Annotated in this window: 10 protein-coding genes and 3 pseudogenes; all 13 read right to left on the bottom strand. The window is 29.8% G+C overall.

Annotated elements, in window-relative coordinates; all coding sequences use genetic code 11:
• Positions 1-36 precede the first annotated feature (36 nt).
• A complete protein-coding gene (locus tag OW763_RS04840; protein ID WP_268039949.1) occupies positions 37-1,896 on the bottom strand; it encodes a flagellinolysin in 1,860 nt (619 codons plus the stop codon).
• Between the two features lie 250 nt (positions 1,897-2,146).
• Complete coding sequence (locus OW763_RS04835) at positions 2,147-3,190, bottom strand: glycosyltransferase family 2 protein (RefSeq protein WP_268039948.1); 1,044 nt, start codon at positions 3,188-3,190, stop codon at positions 2,147-2,149.
• Between the two features lie 146 nt (positions 3,191-3,336).
• Positions 3,337-4,941, bottom strand: a complete 1,605-nt coding sequence (locus OW763_RS04830) for an aldolase catalytic domain-containing protein (RefSeq protein WP_268039947.1) — start codon at positions 4,939-4,941, stop codon at positions 3,337-3,339.
• A gap of 11 nt (positions 4,942-4,952) precedes the next feature.
• Positions 4,953-5,639 carry an acylneuraminate cytidylyltransferase family protein gene (locus OW763_RS04825; protein ID WP_268039946.1) on the bottom strand — a complete coding sequence of 229 codons (687 nt, stop codon included), beginning with the start codon at positions 5,637-5,639 and terminating at the stop codon, positions 4,953-4,955.
• 35 nt (positions 5,640-5,674) lie between these two features.
• Positions 5,675-7,483: a motility associated factor glycosyltransferase family protein gene (locus OW763_RS04820; RefSeq protein WP_268039945.1), complete on the bottom strand. Its 1,809-nt coding sequence runs from the start codon at positions 7,481-7,483 to the stop codon at positions 5,675-5,677.
• A 3-nt stretch (positions 7,484-7,486) separates the two neighbouring features.
• A complete protein-coding gene (locus OW763_RS04815; RefSeq protein WP_268039944.1) occupies positions 7,487-7,738 on the bottom strand; it encodes a hypothetical protein in 252 nt (83 codons plus the stop codon).
• Positions 7,739-7,904: 166 nt separating this feature from the next.
• On the bottom strand, positions 7,905-9,128 hold the full coding sequence (locus tag OW763_RS04810) for a flagellin N-terminal helical domain-containing protein (RefSeq protein ID WP_268039943.1): 1,224 nt from the start codon (positions 9,126-9,128) through the stop codon (positions 7,905-7,907).
• A 224-nt stretch (positions 9,129-9,352) separates the two neighbouring features.
• Positions 9,353-9,553: pseudogene (locus OW763_RS04805) on the bottom strand (four helix bundle protein); the annotation flags it as partial.
• Positions 9,554-9,751: 198 nt separating this feature from the next.
• A complete protein-coding gene (locus tag OW763_RS04800) occupies positions 9,752-9,907 on the bottom strand; it encodes a carbon storage regulator (protein ID WP_268039942.1) in 156 nt (51 codons plus the stop codon).
• Between the two features lie 509 nt (positions 9,908-10,416).
• Positions 10,417-10,572: a carbon storage regulator gene (locus OW763_RS04795; RefSeq protein ID WP_268039941.1), complete on the bottom strand. Its 156-nt coding sequence runs from the start codon at positions 10,570-10,572 to the stop codon at positions 10,417-10,419.
• A gap of 252 nt (positions 10,573-10,824) precedes the next feature.
• Complete coding sequence (fliB, locus tag OW763_RS04790; RefSeq protein ID WP_268039940.1) at positions 10,825-12,066, bottom strand: flagellin lysine-N-methylase; 1,242 nt, start codon at positions 12,064-12,066, stop codon at positions 10,825-10,827.
• 115 nt (positions 12,067-12,181) lie between these two features.
• Positions 12,182-12,454 (bottom strand): annotated as a pseudogene (locus OW763_RS04785) (flagellin); the annotation flags it as partial.
• A gap of 1,707 nt (positions 12,455-14,161) precedes the next feature.
• Positions 14,162-15,628: pseudogene (locus tag OW763_RS04780) on the bottom strand (flagellinolysin); the annotation flags it as partial.
• Positions 15,629-15,687: the final 59 nt, after the last annotated feature.

Raw genomic sequence — 15,687 nt, 5'->3', positions numbered from 1 at the left:
AAGAAATTCCGTTCCTTAAGTCACTGCTTACCTCAATTACCTAAGTAATTGAAGAACCCCTTGTGGAGCTTGTTTAGCTTGTGCAAGCATTGCCTGAGCAGCTTGTTGAAGAATGTTATCTTTAGAGAATTCCATCATTGCTTTAGCCATGTCAACATCTCTAACTCTTGATTCTGCTGCTGTTAAGTTTTCACTTGTATTATTAAGGTTATTAATAGTATGTTCTAATCTATTTTGTGCAGCACCTAAAGATGATCTAAATGTAGATACTTGATTTATAGCATCATCATAAATTTCAATAGCAGCTGTTGCATTTTCGTGAGTTGAAACATCTAATGCATACTCTACCACTTTACTTTCTGTTCCATTTGTAACACCTTTACTTGCGTCATCATTATCTATTTTAGTAAATTTAGCAGTAGCACTTCCATCCTTAGATGTTACTTCCTTGCCTGCTCCTCCACTTATTTTAAGAGCAGCTGCACGCATATCTTTTAGTTGAAGGTTAAAGCTTTGTCCTTGATTTGCCCCTATTTGAAGTGTTACTTCTCCAGAAGAAGAATTTTCATCAGGCCATATAACTTCAAAATGCTGAAGTGGTTGTTCTGTAGATGTAAGTCCTGTTTCATCAACTACACCTGCTGCATTTAAGTCAGTTGCCCCTCTGTGATCAGAACCAGCAACAGAACCCATATCATTTTCAGTTGTTCCAAAATTTAAAGTAATACCATTTCCTGAATAAGTCCCTTGTTTCTTTATATACTTAGCTGCATCAGTTTCAAAGCCTGCTTTAAAATCAGCAAAAGATGTAAAAACTGTATTACCTACAATAGCCGTCTCTAATGCAGCACTACCACCTGATGCTGAAGTCTTTATGTCACCCATAAGATCTGCCATAGTTTTACCATTAGCTTCTAATTTGTTATCTAAAAATTTAGTAATAACATATCCAGCTGCATAATCTTCATCACTGCCTGTCCAATTTGCTCCATCTAATAAATCTTTAGCTCTATTTACTAGATTTGTTACTTTAGTATCATCTATGGATCCTGCTGTTCCTACAACTGATTTTAGTCTGTCATCGGCACCAGGTATAAATTCAGCAGTACCTTCTATAAACCAAACCTTATTATTAGCATGAAGATCATTCATTTTATTTATGCCAAGAGCATCGTCCATAACAGCATGTGTCATTTCATGAGCTATAATACGGTCATTAAATAATTCACCATGAATATTAGTACCGTTTTCTCCATCACCTGGTGTAAAATCAGTAGTATCTATATTTAATTCTAATACTGATGAAGTTCCACCTACATGAGCAAGTTCGCCATATTCAGCCTTAGGTTCTAAAACAATTTTCAACTGTGTAGTATCTTTGCCTGTTAAACCAAACTTATCTCCAATAAGTTGTTCTGCTGCTTCAAGCCATCCACTTTTAAGCCCAGTTAAAATATTATCTTTAACTTCATTAGATACACCTGAACTTAAAAGCTTTTTAGTATTAAACTCAGTAGTGTTACCTATTCTGTTGATTTCAGAAGTTAATTGGTTTATTTCATTTTGGATTTGACCTCTATCATCATCATTGTTAGTATCGCTACCCGCTTGAGTTGCTAACTCTCTCATTCTTTGAAGAATTGAGTGTGTTTCATTTAAAGCACCTTCAGCAGTTTGAATCATTGAAATACCATCTTGAGCATTTCTTGATGCTTGGTCAAGCCCTCTAATTTGACCTCTCATTTTTTCAGAAATAGCAAGTCCTGCTGCGTCATCTCCAGCTCTGTTTATTCTTAAACCTGAAGATAATTTTTCCATAGTTTTTCCTGCTCTGCCTACATTGTTCATCATATTTCTATGAGCATTTAATGCATTCATATTGTGATTAATTATCATATGTTTTTACCTCCTTGAAATACTTTACAGATAGACTTCCCTTTCTATCTGTTGATTCTTATTACTTAAATAATAAATTCCCCTTCACATGTGCCTTAGCACCCTTTTACACCACCCGCCTTCCTGATTTGTTAAATATATACAAAGAAAAGTCGTTACCTTCTTTCATATCATCCTGATATTTGAAAGAAAATAACGACTCATCCTGAACCTTCATATTTAATTTATTTTAATTAATTACAAACAATTTTTAGTTTAACAATGTCTTTATTCTTTTTACTGCTGGTTGATAGTCATCACATTTTCTATAATATTCTAAGCATTCTTCCCTATATCCTAAACACTCAAAAATGATACCTATATTATAATTAGGTAAATAAGAATTAATACCGTATATTTTTCCTTCATTATTTCCAATGCATTTTATAAAACTTTCTACAGCTAAAGCAAATTTTGCATTGTTCATATATATAAGTCCCATTAGAAAATTATAATCGGGTGAAGTATCATAATATATACCATATTGTTGTATTACAAGTGCATCGTTAAATCTTCCACAATTTGTTAAAGCATAACCATAACTTTCTACTAAATCTTCTACATATTCATATGCATAATTTGATAGTAAATTTAGTGCCTTAATAAAATTATTACAAGCTTCAGTATAATCTTTTTCCATATAGTAAGCTTTACCTAACTGATAATATATGTAAGAATCATCTGGATTGTCCATTAATATCTTATTCAAAAGTGTAATATTTCTTTTAATTTTATCTTTTCTGTGAACCATTTCTTGTGTATATCCCATATGTTCTACAATAATATCTACATCTGCTGTTTTATAATTCTTACTATTTAAAGATGTAACCTGCTCATGAACAATTCCTTCATAATGATAGTAATTTCTATTAAAAATCCTACTAACTCTTTCTATTCCTATTTTTTCTTCAAATAAATTAACTATTTTTATTCTTCCTACTGTTCGTTGATTATTTTTATTCTCAATAAATTTTATAATTCTCTGTAAACAAAACTCAGTGAGAATTTCATCTGCATCTATTACTAATATCCAATCATTTGATGCCTTTGAAAGCGAGAAATTTCTTGCCGCAGCAAAATCATTACACCACTTAAAATCATAAATTTCATCTGTAAATTCAGCTGCTATTTCTTTTGTTTTGTCAGTAGAACCTGTATCTATAATCACTATATCATCTATGTATAATTCTAATTTTTCTAGGCACTCTTTTAAATTTTCTTCTTCATTTTTTACTATCATACATAAGCTTAACATGTCATGCTCCTTTAAAGTTTTAAATAATTATAAATATATCTACTTAATAAGAGTTGTTGCTAAAAATAATAATTTTACTTATTATACTCATTAATCTATTTACAAATTTTCGTAATCTAGTAAAAAATTAAATATAATTTCACACTCTAATCTACGGCTACTTCTTTCATATATGTAGGCAAATCAAATCTTGATGGTGTTATAAACTCAATCTCCAAATTATTTTTTATATTAAATAGTTCTAACTTAATATCTTTATTTAAATTTTTAACTCTTTCTTTACTATACGCTAACTCCATATTGTTTGATATATAGCTATTTTCACTATAATCATAGCCATCAATTCCCGCAATATATACTTTTTTTACTTTTAATTTGTTCAATAAATTTAATAGCATAATACTTGAATTATCTTTAGCTTCATGTGTAATTCCTAACAACTCTTTATAATTTACTAATATTGAGTTAAAATCTTTTAAATTAGATGTTGTAATTATTTTATTATCTATTTTTAATTGATTTATTTGATTAATATACTCATTATATCTTTTTTCATTACTAAAAAAGTAAAAATCCGTATTAACTATATCAGAAATATGATTTACTGATATTCCTATGAGATTTCTGCTATTCATAAATGATTTTATTTTTTCTTTATAATCTAATAGGCTTTTTCCAGGTGCTATCAATAATACCTCATTATCTTTTATATAATTTTCAAGATTTTTAATCATACTTTTTACTGTATCAGTTTGAGAATTATATTTTGTATATAAATTTTCTATATATTTCTTATCGTAATTTGCTCTTTTTTCATCTTTAATTGCTTTAACTATTTGTTCAATCTTATTAATCGATAAAGTCTTCTTTTCCACTAAATAAGTTGCATAATTAGGATGACAATTATATATAGCTGAAATGTAATGACCAACAGAATACCCCCAATAATTATCCCTATATATAATACTCAAGTTGCTATCTATAATGTCTAACAAGGGTTGTATTTTATAATTTTTTCCACAAACTCGAATTAAATAGTCAGCAAAAAGTTCAGTGTTTAAATTACCAGCACCTCTACCCATTCCCAAAACAGAAGTATCAACTATTAAGTTTCTATTATAAATTGATTCAATAAACTTTATCGAATTAGAGTAGGCAAGTTGCAAATTATTATGACAATGTAATCCAATTCTTACTTCTTTATTCAAATTATTATCTATTAAATAAGCTAATCTTAAAACTTCCTCTTGTCTCATTGAACCAAAACTATCTACTATATAAAATGCATATATATTAAGTTTATTACATTCATTAATTAATTGTAATAACTCTATATCAGAGTAATTTATAGTAAGCATTGGTTGTATAAGCACATTATATCCTAATTCTATTAAGTTTTTAGCATCAATTAGAGCTTTTTTCCAATTTTTTTTATGAAATGCTAACCTTATACCAAATATCTCTTGATTATATTGTACCTTTTCTATATTTACATCTCCATAATTAATCATTACTACATATCTACTGGTATTGTTTGTATATAAGATCTTTTTTATATCTTCTATATTACTAAATAACGTAGAATCTATTGAGGCTCCTTTTGTATCATTAACATAACCTAACTCTACTATATCAATGTTAGCTTGATTTAATGATTTTACTATTTTAGATGCCGTATAAGAATTAAACCTCCAATTATTTACGTATCCTCCATCTCTTAGTGTAGAATCTAAAATTTCTATATTATTCATATAGTTCCTCCTTAACATTCAAAATTAATACTAGTACTCTGATACACAGATTCTGCAATAATAAAATCTTCTTCTGTATCTATATCAAGGGATTCTAAATAGTTTTGCTCAAATAAATAAGGCTTTTTTCCTATTCTATTATTGTTATTATTTTCAAATGACGCTTTTGAAAAAATGAATATATTAGAGTTTTCTTCATATATAGGTTCTAAATCTTGAGTTCTTAATAACTCATTGGGATTATGATTAATTGGTTGTAAATTTATATTGTAAAGTCTTTTTTGTATTTTGTTAACAGTAAACAAAGAATCATATTCTAATAAATTATTAAAATATGTCTCTATGGTTTTATCAATTGTTTCTGTACTTAGTAAAGGATTAGTACAGTGAGTTTGTAAAAAACACTTCTCTTCACACTGTAAAATATCATAATGTATAATTTGATTCATAGGTACTAATCCACCTCTTAAATTATCCGGTCTTTCAATAAGAAAAATCTTATCATCCTTTTTATCCAATATTTCTAATAAATACTTACTATCCGTATCTATTACTATTTTGCTAATATATTTAGATTTCAATAACTTATCAAGAACCCATGTATAAAGGGGTTTACCACAAAACTCCCTAAAATTCTTCTTTTTTACTCTTTCTGAATAAGTTTTAATTGGAAGTAATGCGACTATTTTCTTATCCATAATTAAACCATCTCCTTAAACCTCATTTTATATTTTTACTTAATAGATTCTATTGTTTCTTTTACGAGATTACCATATTGTTTTACAACCATAAATACACTTGATGATATCTTGTACATAGCCTCTGCTTGCTTTTTCTTATCTTCACCATTATATCTAAAAGTCAGTTCTATTGATTTAATAATTTCTAAAATTGACATCAATAAAACATTCGTATAAAGCTTATTTTCATTTAATTTATTTTCAAATGTATTTAAATAATTAAAATCATTTAAAATTCTATTTACATTCACGTTTTTGTTTATATTCTTCTTTATTTTTTCTAAATATTTACTTCTTTGTTCATTTACTTCTAAAACTTCTAAAATATATTTTTCCATTTCATCAACTGTTTCTTTAATTTTACGCATATATCCTTCTTTGTTTTTGAAAAATTCATTAACAGATTCGTTTATATTAATATTTAAATTTTCTTTCAAATCCTCATCCAGCACTTGTTTAAGAGTTTTTATTTCTGTTCCATCAATTCCAATTCCACCTTCAGTGGCATTAATAAATTGGATACCAGGATAACAGCTTAAAACCTCTTCAAGCATGTATTTTACTGATAAAAATGCCGTTTTAGTATAAACTTCATTTGCAAATATATCTTTTGTTTTTATAAACTCACTTAAATTTCCACCTAATTCCTCATAAGCATTGTTATATGCTCCTTTTGCATGTAATTCTCCATCAGTGTAACATAAGTCTTGTCCAAGAAATATCACTTTGCTGCAGCCTGCTATACAAAATAAGCTTAATGTACCATTGGCAATTGACGAACCTATACGTATTTCTGTATATGGTATTTGAGCTTTTTCATATATATACTTACCAATATAATCTGTATGCTCAATAAAACGAATTTTATTCCCTTTATATTTCGGAAGTATACCTCTATATAATTTATTTCCAAAAAGTAATGGTATATGTTGAATGTTTACTCCATCTAAAATCATTTTCTTTTCATGCTCTTTTCCATCAACAGCCATTCTAAAATGTGGTTCTATTCCATGATGATCTAATATTTTTATAGCAGAACCTACTGCTACAATAATTGCCTTCTTACTTAATTCTTTAATAAGATGGATATTTTTATTCAAAGATGGTCCTGCTGATACAAGTACTGCAGGCTTACCTTTGAAAATTGAAAAAATATTTTCAATAGGTATACATTCTTGCTTAAAATTCTTTATTGCATTAATAAACCAATCATGTGCAGCATATACAACAGTTGCAATATCCGTTCTCTTTATAGCAATATTTTTCAAAATTTCACTAGCGATGGTTTCATAATAATCCTTAAATAAAGTTCTGTATGACAAATTATAAACTATATCCATGTTTAGATTATTAAATAAATTCTCAGCAACAAGATTTAATGCAAAATCAGGACTTTGATTTACAACAAAAGTAATAGCGTTTATTTTTAAACAATACTCTTCAATATCTATATAATTTACCAAAGTTTTAAACATTTGAAGAGATGGTTCAATTATTATCAAATTCCTAAGTTTTGGAAAATTATCTGTCATATAATCCAATGCATATCCACATCCAAGCCCGAATAGAACTATTGTCTCAATATCCTTTGGTGTATCTTTAAACATCATTTTCATCTCATCTTCAATATTGTATATACTATGTATAAAACATCTATTATTATCATTTTCAAGAATATAGTTATAAGTTCCTTCAACCTTTTCTAAGTTACAATTATACAATGGTATATCTTTTGATAAAATATTATAAACTTGTTTACTTTTATCCTTAAAAAACGCAAGATTTTTTTCATATAACATCATGTATTATACCTCTTTCTTTAGTAATGGTGCTAATTCATACTTTAATATGTCAGCTAACAATAAATAATCTTTATTCTGTAAACTTATATTTATATAATTTATAATTTCATTAAACTTTACTTCATCTTCATTAATTAAATTTTTTAAGTCTTTACTCAATTCATCAATGAGACTAACTGTATCATTGATAAACTCATCTACTCTATAATCAAAAATATTTTCTCTGATTTGTTTAATTCCTTCTTCTAAAATCAAACTTTTTCCCCACTCTTTCATATAAATTTTCTAAACATAACATATTATAGCAAACATATTATATTTAGAAAATTTATATATTATATTTTTTAAATAGCCCTCATAAAAATAGCCCTCATAAAAATAGCCCTGATAAAAATATCAGAGCTATAATTGTACCTCTAAATTATCTTAATAATTGAAGTACTCCTTGTGGTTGTTGTTTAGCTTGAGCAAGCATAGCTTGAGCAGCTTGTTGAAGAATATTTTCTTTAGAGAATGTCATCATTTCTTTAGCCATGTCAACATCTCTAACTCTTGATTCTGCTGCTTGTAAGTTTTCTGAAGATGTTCCTAAGTTATTAATTGTATGTTCTAATCTATTTTGGTATGCACCTAACTTAGAACGTTCAGCAGATACTGATTGAATAGAATCATTTAAAACATCAATAGCTGCACTAGCATTTTCGTTAGTTGATACATCAAGAGCTTTATATCTAGCAGTATTATCTGTTCCATCTGTAACTACTGCAGTAGTAGTATATTTTGCTGTTTTACCTGAATTTGAAGTTACTGAAGTTCCTGATTCTGAAGCTATTTTTAATCCATTTGTTCCTGTTGAAGTAGCTCTCATATCATTGATTGTAATAACCATGCTTTGGCCAGCATTAGCACCTACTTGGAATGTAACTCCATCACTTGCATCTTTTGCTGACACACCTGTTGTAGCAGTAGCTAACGTTCCCCCATTTACTGATGGTTCTGTATCAGAACCAGTTTTTTGAGTAAGTTTTACTGTTCCACTAGCAGTACCTGTACCTACAGTATATTTAGCTGCAAGAGCAGTATTACTATTAACAAGAGTTTGTATAGCAGCAGCAGTTACAGTTGCACCTATAGTTATATCCTCTCCATCTATTGTGAGAGTTCCAGCAGCTATTGCACTGATATTATATTCACCTTGAGTGGCTGCTACTGATGCCTTTTTTGCTCTATCTCCATTTAATAGTTTTTGAGTATTAAACTCAGTTGTGTTACCAACTCTGTTGATTTCAGAAGTTAATTGGTTAATTTCTTTTTGGATTTCTCCTCTATCAACACTTGTATTAGTGTCATTAGATGCTTGAGTTGCAAGTTCTCTCATTCTTTGAAGAATTGAGTGAGTTTCATTTAAAGCACCTTCAGCTGTTTGAATCATAGAAATACCATCTTGAGAGTTTCTTCCAGCTTGGTCTAATCCTCTAATTTGCCCTCTCATTTTTTCAGAAATAGCTAATCCTGCAGCGTCATCTCCAGCTCTGTTGATTCTTAAACCTGAAGATAATTTTTCCATAGATTTTCCTGCTCTGTTTACATTGCTCATCATGCTTCTGTGTGCGTTTAACGCGTTCATATTGTGATTAATTATCATTATAAAAAACCTCCTTGAATTTTGTTTTAGGTGAACTTCCTTGCTCACCTTTTTTATTTATATCAAGCTATAAAGCCTAATAACACTTTAATCAGTTGACAATTGACAGAGGACAGTGGACAGTTATGGATGCTTTTCTTCCTTATGTCAGAAAAGCTCTAACTTGTTTTTATCCTCTAACAGCAGCTTTGCTGCAAGCCGTTAGGCTGTATCAATTATCACACTTACAAAATATTTAAGTTTTTCTTTGTTGTTTTAACAATTGAATTTAACATTCTATTTATTTCTTTACATTCAACAAGCAAATGTTTTGATGCAACAGCATCCATGTAATCAGTTGCTATTAAAAGTTCTAGCCAGTATTCAGTTTCTGAAGCTTCTTTAAGTGATATATTCATCTTAGATAAAAAGTCTTTTTTACTCTGAACTTAAATACCCTCTTTTTTAGTTTTTATAAAATAAAAAGAAGAGCTACCCAATCCACCCTTCCCCACTTCCTGTAGGTTTGATGAATTAATTAACTCCTCCTTGAGCTTGTCTTTTTATTAAGTTGTTGTTATTTTTCACACAGTGAAAAATAACCTCCTTCACTGTCAATTGTCCTCTGTCAACTCTCAACTATTTTATTTGTTTTCCCAAATTTCCCCTCTCACTATCTCAATCTCTCTTGGAGCATCAATAGCAAGTCTTAAATCTCCTTTTGCACTTTTCACAACTTCAACTTTTATTTTTCCATCAATTACTATATATTCTCCTGGCTTCCTGCCTAATACTAACATTTGGTTCCCTCCTCAAAATAATTACAAAATATAAAAAGGATGATTAATAAGCCCATTTCACTTTCTGCCTCCTGCAGAATCAAATAGGTTTATTAATCATCCTTGATTATTCATTATTTAATTATCATACTTTATGTTTCGTATATAAATTAGTAAGCTTTACACATTTTATATACTTTTATCAAAATATTTATTGGTTGTAAGTAACTCCTTTACTTTCCAACTAATACATTTATCGTTGTTGTTTTTTAATTCTTTATAGTTTTTTATAAATTTTTTTGTAAAAAATTTTATTGCTAATTCTTAATCTCATTTCTAATATCTATACAAACAAAAGAGTTAATTAATTCATCCATTACACCCTGTAATTAGCTAAATTAATTAACTCTTTATTAAACTTATTATATTCAATTAAATATTAATTGTTTAATTCATATTTCTGTTATTTTTCATATAATGAAAAATAACCTCCTTCACTATCAATTGTCCTCTGTCAACTCTCAACTATTCTATTTATTTTCCCAGATTTCTCCTCTCACTATCTCCACTTCTCTTGGAGCATCAATAGCAAGTCTTAAATCTCCTTTTTCACTTTTTATAACTTCTACTTTTATATTCTCATCAATTATTACATACTCTCCCAGCTTCCTGCCTAATACTAACATCTTGATTTCCTCCCTGAATAATTTGTTACAAAAAAACAAAAGGTGTAAGTTTTCTATTATATACACATTTTTCAATTTAAACTACAGTTTTGTAAAACTTTTATAATTATACCATATGATAATGTAAAATCATAGTATCTACATTTGCAATAATTTTGTAAATCCTTTAAAAAAATTAAGCCAATAGACTTTGTTTAGTCTATTGGCTTAACATCATAATTTGAATCCTTTATACTCCATTATTAAGATCATTTAGTTTTTAATTAAAATAGCCATATAAGCCATATTTGCAATTTCATTTTTCTTAAGAGTATCATGCATATATTTTAAAAACATCTTATTATGTTCTACAACTTTGGAAAAAGATTGAATAAGCTTAACAATATGTTCAATACAAAATTTTTCTTTATGCACTCCAGCCATACCGATAAGATGCATCTTTATCATAGAATAATGTATAACTAACATCATATAGTTATCAAAAATTTCTTTTTCACCTTTTACAGGAAATAAATTTTTGAATACATAATTAACTAAATAATTTTCTAATATATATTCATGCTTTTCCATGTATGGTTTATAATAGTCAATATAAGCTTTTTCATAGTGCTCAGATATTTCTTCTTTTGTAGCTTCAACAGTAAATTCAATTCCCTTCATAAATTCTACAAAACACTTTAAATACCTTTGATTTTTCGTACCCCCTAATATTCTTTCATCAGCTAGTTCTTTTAGTATCATCATTTGAACAGTTTTATAGGAAGGAATTTCATTTAAATATTCATGGAAAATTCCTTGTTCTATATTTTTTGTATAACCGGCAATAAGGTTTAGTGTTTCATTAACTTTTCCTTCTTTAATGTATTTATTTAATTTTTCATAAAACATTCCTAAAATAATAAGTCTTTCCCATAACTCATAATCCCTATTTTGAAGAAGCTGAATTGTAAAAATACGAAGCTCCCAAAAATATTTTTCCGGTTTGTTAGCTGCAGAAATTTGATGAGTATTTACATTGTTACCAATTTTATTCTCTGTGTTTTTATCAACTTCAATATAATCAAATTGCATAGGTTCAGGATTTAACAAAGCTAAACGTACAGCTTCTGGACAAGACATAGTCGCTGATTTTTCTAAAACACCATTTACAACATTGGTCATTCTAGGATATGTTGTACAGGTAACTGAAAGATATTCCTCACCTAAACCAGAATGAATTCTACACAATTTTTCTTCAGTTAAAAATGGACAAAATTCATCATTATTTATTTTTATTTTGGCATAGTTATACTCTGAAGAATTTGAACGATTACGTTTTACACTTTTATCAAATAGTTCTTTTAATTCTTTGTTTTTACACTTTCTATATTTTGTATACGTATTTTTATCTATACTTATTCTCCACCCAATACAGCAACTATCTTCACAATTAGAACCTATGCATTTGAATTCATGCATATATTGGGGAACAAGCATTTTTTTCTCTTTATTCACTTATATTCACCTCGCCGTATGTAGTTTCTACAAATATTAAAATCACTTTTTCAAGGAAAAGAGTTAGAAAAATTACCTTCTCAAACTCTTAACATATTCAACATATTAAAACTGCTTATCTCAATAATTGCAAAACACCTTGTGGTTGTTGTTTAGCTTGTGCAAGCATTGCTTGAGCTGCTTGTTGAAGAATATTTTCTTTAGAGAATGTCATCATCTCTTTTGCCATATCAACATCTCTAATTCTTGATTCTGCTGATGTTAAGTTTTCTGAAGAAGTACTTAAGTTGTTTATAGTATGTTCTAATCTATTTTGATAAGCTCCAAGTTTTGATCTTTCATCGGACACTGTATTTATTGCTTCATCAAGAGTAGTAATTGCTTTTGATGCATTTTCGAAATTAGAAACATCTAATCCATTTTCTACTCCACTACTATCCGTACCATCAGTAACTCCTGCATCCACTGTAAATTCTGCACCTGTTCCTGTAAGTCCTAATGCTTTTGCCCGCATATCACCTATTTCTAAAGCTATAGATTGGTTTGTGTTTGCTCCTATTTGGAATCTAAGTTGTGATTGTTGTTTATCTTGACCTACAATCTTAGTATTTGTTATTAAACCTAAAATACCAGCAGCATCTTTAGTAGCATGAGCACTTATTGTAATTTCAGATCCTGTACCTTCTTTACCACTTGTTATTTCTAACTTACCATCATTAGTCACTGATACACTTACATCTGCTGCAATTGTTGTAGCGTTATTAATAGCACTTTTTATAGCTGCTGCAAGAAGTTTTTTATCTGTATAATTTCCTTCTTGAATTACAGCATCTACAGTTTCTCCATCAACAGTTACTTTTAAAGTTGTATTTCCATTTGCACCTCTAACAAAGTTGCCTCCATCTAATGATGAACCATCAGTTTCAACCACTCCTAACTGTCTAGTTAAATCACTATCTGTAAAGCCATTAATTCTACTAGTTGTTCCTTCAGTATTGCTTGTTAATTTTAACTTGCCACCTTCATTACTTATACTAACTCCTTCTGTAGCAAATGCAGCTTTATTCGTTTCAACAAAATCATCTAAATCCTGATAAATTTTTTCTTTAATATTTACTGTTTTATCTTGTCCATCTACTTTAAATGTTAGTGTATTGTTAGATGCCTGTCTTTCTTGAGTAACTCTAGTATCAACAGTTCCAAATAATTTATCTGCAAGACCTCCACCTTTTACTTCAACTTTACTTGTCCCACTTGTATCTGTAGATGTTATAACTAACTTATTACTTGAATCTATTGATACTTTTGCAGAAAGTCCCGCTCCATTTACAGCTGTTTGAAGATCTGAAGCCAATGTGTTCATATCATGGGTACCATCTGCATTATTATAAATTTTATCAGCTAACGTAATTGTCTTTTCTGTACCATTTACGTTTAATGTTAACTCATTCATGCCCCCAGCTCCATCAACTACAATAGGAGTAATATTAAGCTTTGATAAATCTATATTTCCTGTAACTTCAGCTCCAACATCTCCGTGTACCCATACATCTCCTGCATCTGTACCTGCTATATTAGTTATAGTTGATAAATCATTACTTAAGAAAGATGTGGCAAATCCTCCACCAAGTATTTCAATAGAACCTGTAGAACCTAATGTGTTAGATTGAATAACTAATTTATTATTCTCAGTACTAATGTGTGCACCTATTGTATTTAACTTATTATTAATTTCTGTAAGAGCAGCACTGCCCGCAACTGCATCATTGAATACTATATGTTTTTCTACACCATCAATCTTTAAAGATAACTCATTATTTGTTCCTGAAGTTATAGCCACTGCACTTACATCTATATTCCCCTTTGCTCCTGCAGCAACTGCTTTTGCAGCTGTGGCTCCAGCAGTACCATAAGTTTCACCTACAACATATCCTTTAGTATCTGTGCTAGTAATATTGGTAGTATTCTGTAGAGTCATATTTCCAGTTGTTACTCCATAATCCCCTGTTCCAACTACATTTTCATTTATAGAATTTAGTTCACTAAGATCATTTATTATAACCATTGAACTTCCAGACCCACCACTTGGCATCTCTGTATAAATATCTGTCCAAGTCACATCAAAATTTGAAATTCTTTCAGTTCCTGTTGGAATATCCGAAACTGCTGCTGTAGTTTCTTTTAAAACATCTTCTGAATTAAGGTCAACTGCTCCACCATTACTACTTCCAAGTACAGATCCAGTATCAACTTCTGGTCCTGCTCCATCTAATACTATACCGCACTCATTTAATAAATCTGATTCTGTTTTAACATCATTTTTTAATGCAGTAATAAAAGCAGCTTCATCAACCCACGTGCCTCCACTTACAGAATTCAAAGCATCACTTAAAGTTTTATCTTGATTTGTTGGATCTTTTAAATAATCCATAACAGCTTTAATTCCACCTTGTCCAGCATCATCAAGTTGTTTGTCCATATATCTTACAGCTATATATCCCGCTGAGTAGCTATCACTATCGCCGCCCCAAGTTATACCATCTCCAATTTTTGCAACCACATTTTCAACAGTTCCAAGATTAGCTATGCTTCCTCTTACTCTCTCATCAGCACCATGAGCAAATTCAGCTGTTCCTTCCTTAAACCATGTATTAAGTTCTCCAAAATTCATTGTTTGAGACATAACAGCATGAGTCATTTCATGAATCATTGTACGGTCTAAATAATTAGGAGATGTACCACCATTTTGATCTGTTGCTAAATCTAAATCTTGAAATTTAGCAAGATTAATTCTAAGCTTTAAATCCATTCCTTTTCCTGTTGCACCAGTTGAACTGCTTGGATCTGCTAAATACATTGCTTCTACTCTTGCTAATGTATCCCCTAAATCCGAACCAAACTCAATCTTTATATCTGTTCCTGGAGGAACTTCCAATCCATAACTATCTTTTACAATATCAGCTCCACCACCAAGCCACCATGACTTCAATCCTTTAATTATAGTTGCCATATCTTCTTGAGTTTCTGTTAAAGGAACAGGGCCTGGCGCTGGTCCTGGGCCTGGCACTGGACCCGGAGCTGGTCCCGGAGCTGGTGCCGGAGCTGGTCCCGGTGTTGGTGTTGGTACCGTAATTTGTGACCCCGCATTCCCATTTAGAAGTTTTGTTTTATTGAATTCTGTAGTATTACCTACTCTATTTATTTCTGAAGTCAACTGATTAATTTCTTTTTGTATTTGACCACGATCTTCTGCTGTATTTGTATCATTTGATGCTTGTGTTGCAAGTTCTCTCATTCTTTGTAACATTGAATGTGTTTCATTTAAACCACCTTCTGCTGTCTGAATCAAAGAAACAGTATCTTGAGCATTTCTAGCTGCTTGTTCAAGTCCTCTAATTTGCCCTCTCATTTTTTCTGAAATAGCAAGTCCTGCTGCATCATCTCCAGCTGTATTAATTCTCATACCAGAAGATAATTTCCCCATAGCTTTTCCTGCTTTGTTTACATTATTCATCATGTTTCTATGAGCATTGATAGCATTCATATTATGATTAATTATCATATGTTTTCCTCCTTGAAAATCCTTAGTGCGATTCCCTTCACACTAGTTTTTTTAGTTGA

Source organism: Clostridium aestuarii (genome assembly GCF_026735135.1).
GTDB classification, from domain to species: domain Bacteria; phylum Bacillota; class Clostridia; order Clostridiales; family Clostridiaceae; genus Clostridium_H; species Clostridium_H aestuarii.
The sequence above is the reverse complement of the archived record's forward strand: the minus strand, read 5'-3'. Positions and strand labels throughout refer to the sequence as shown.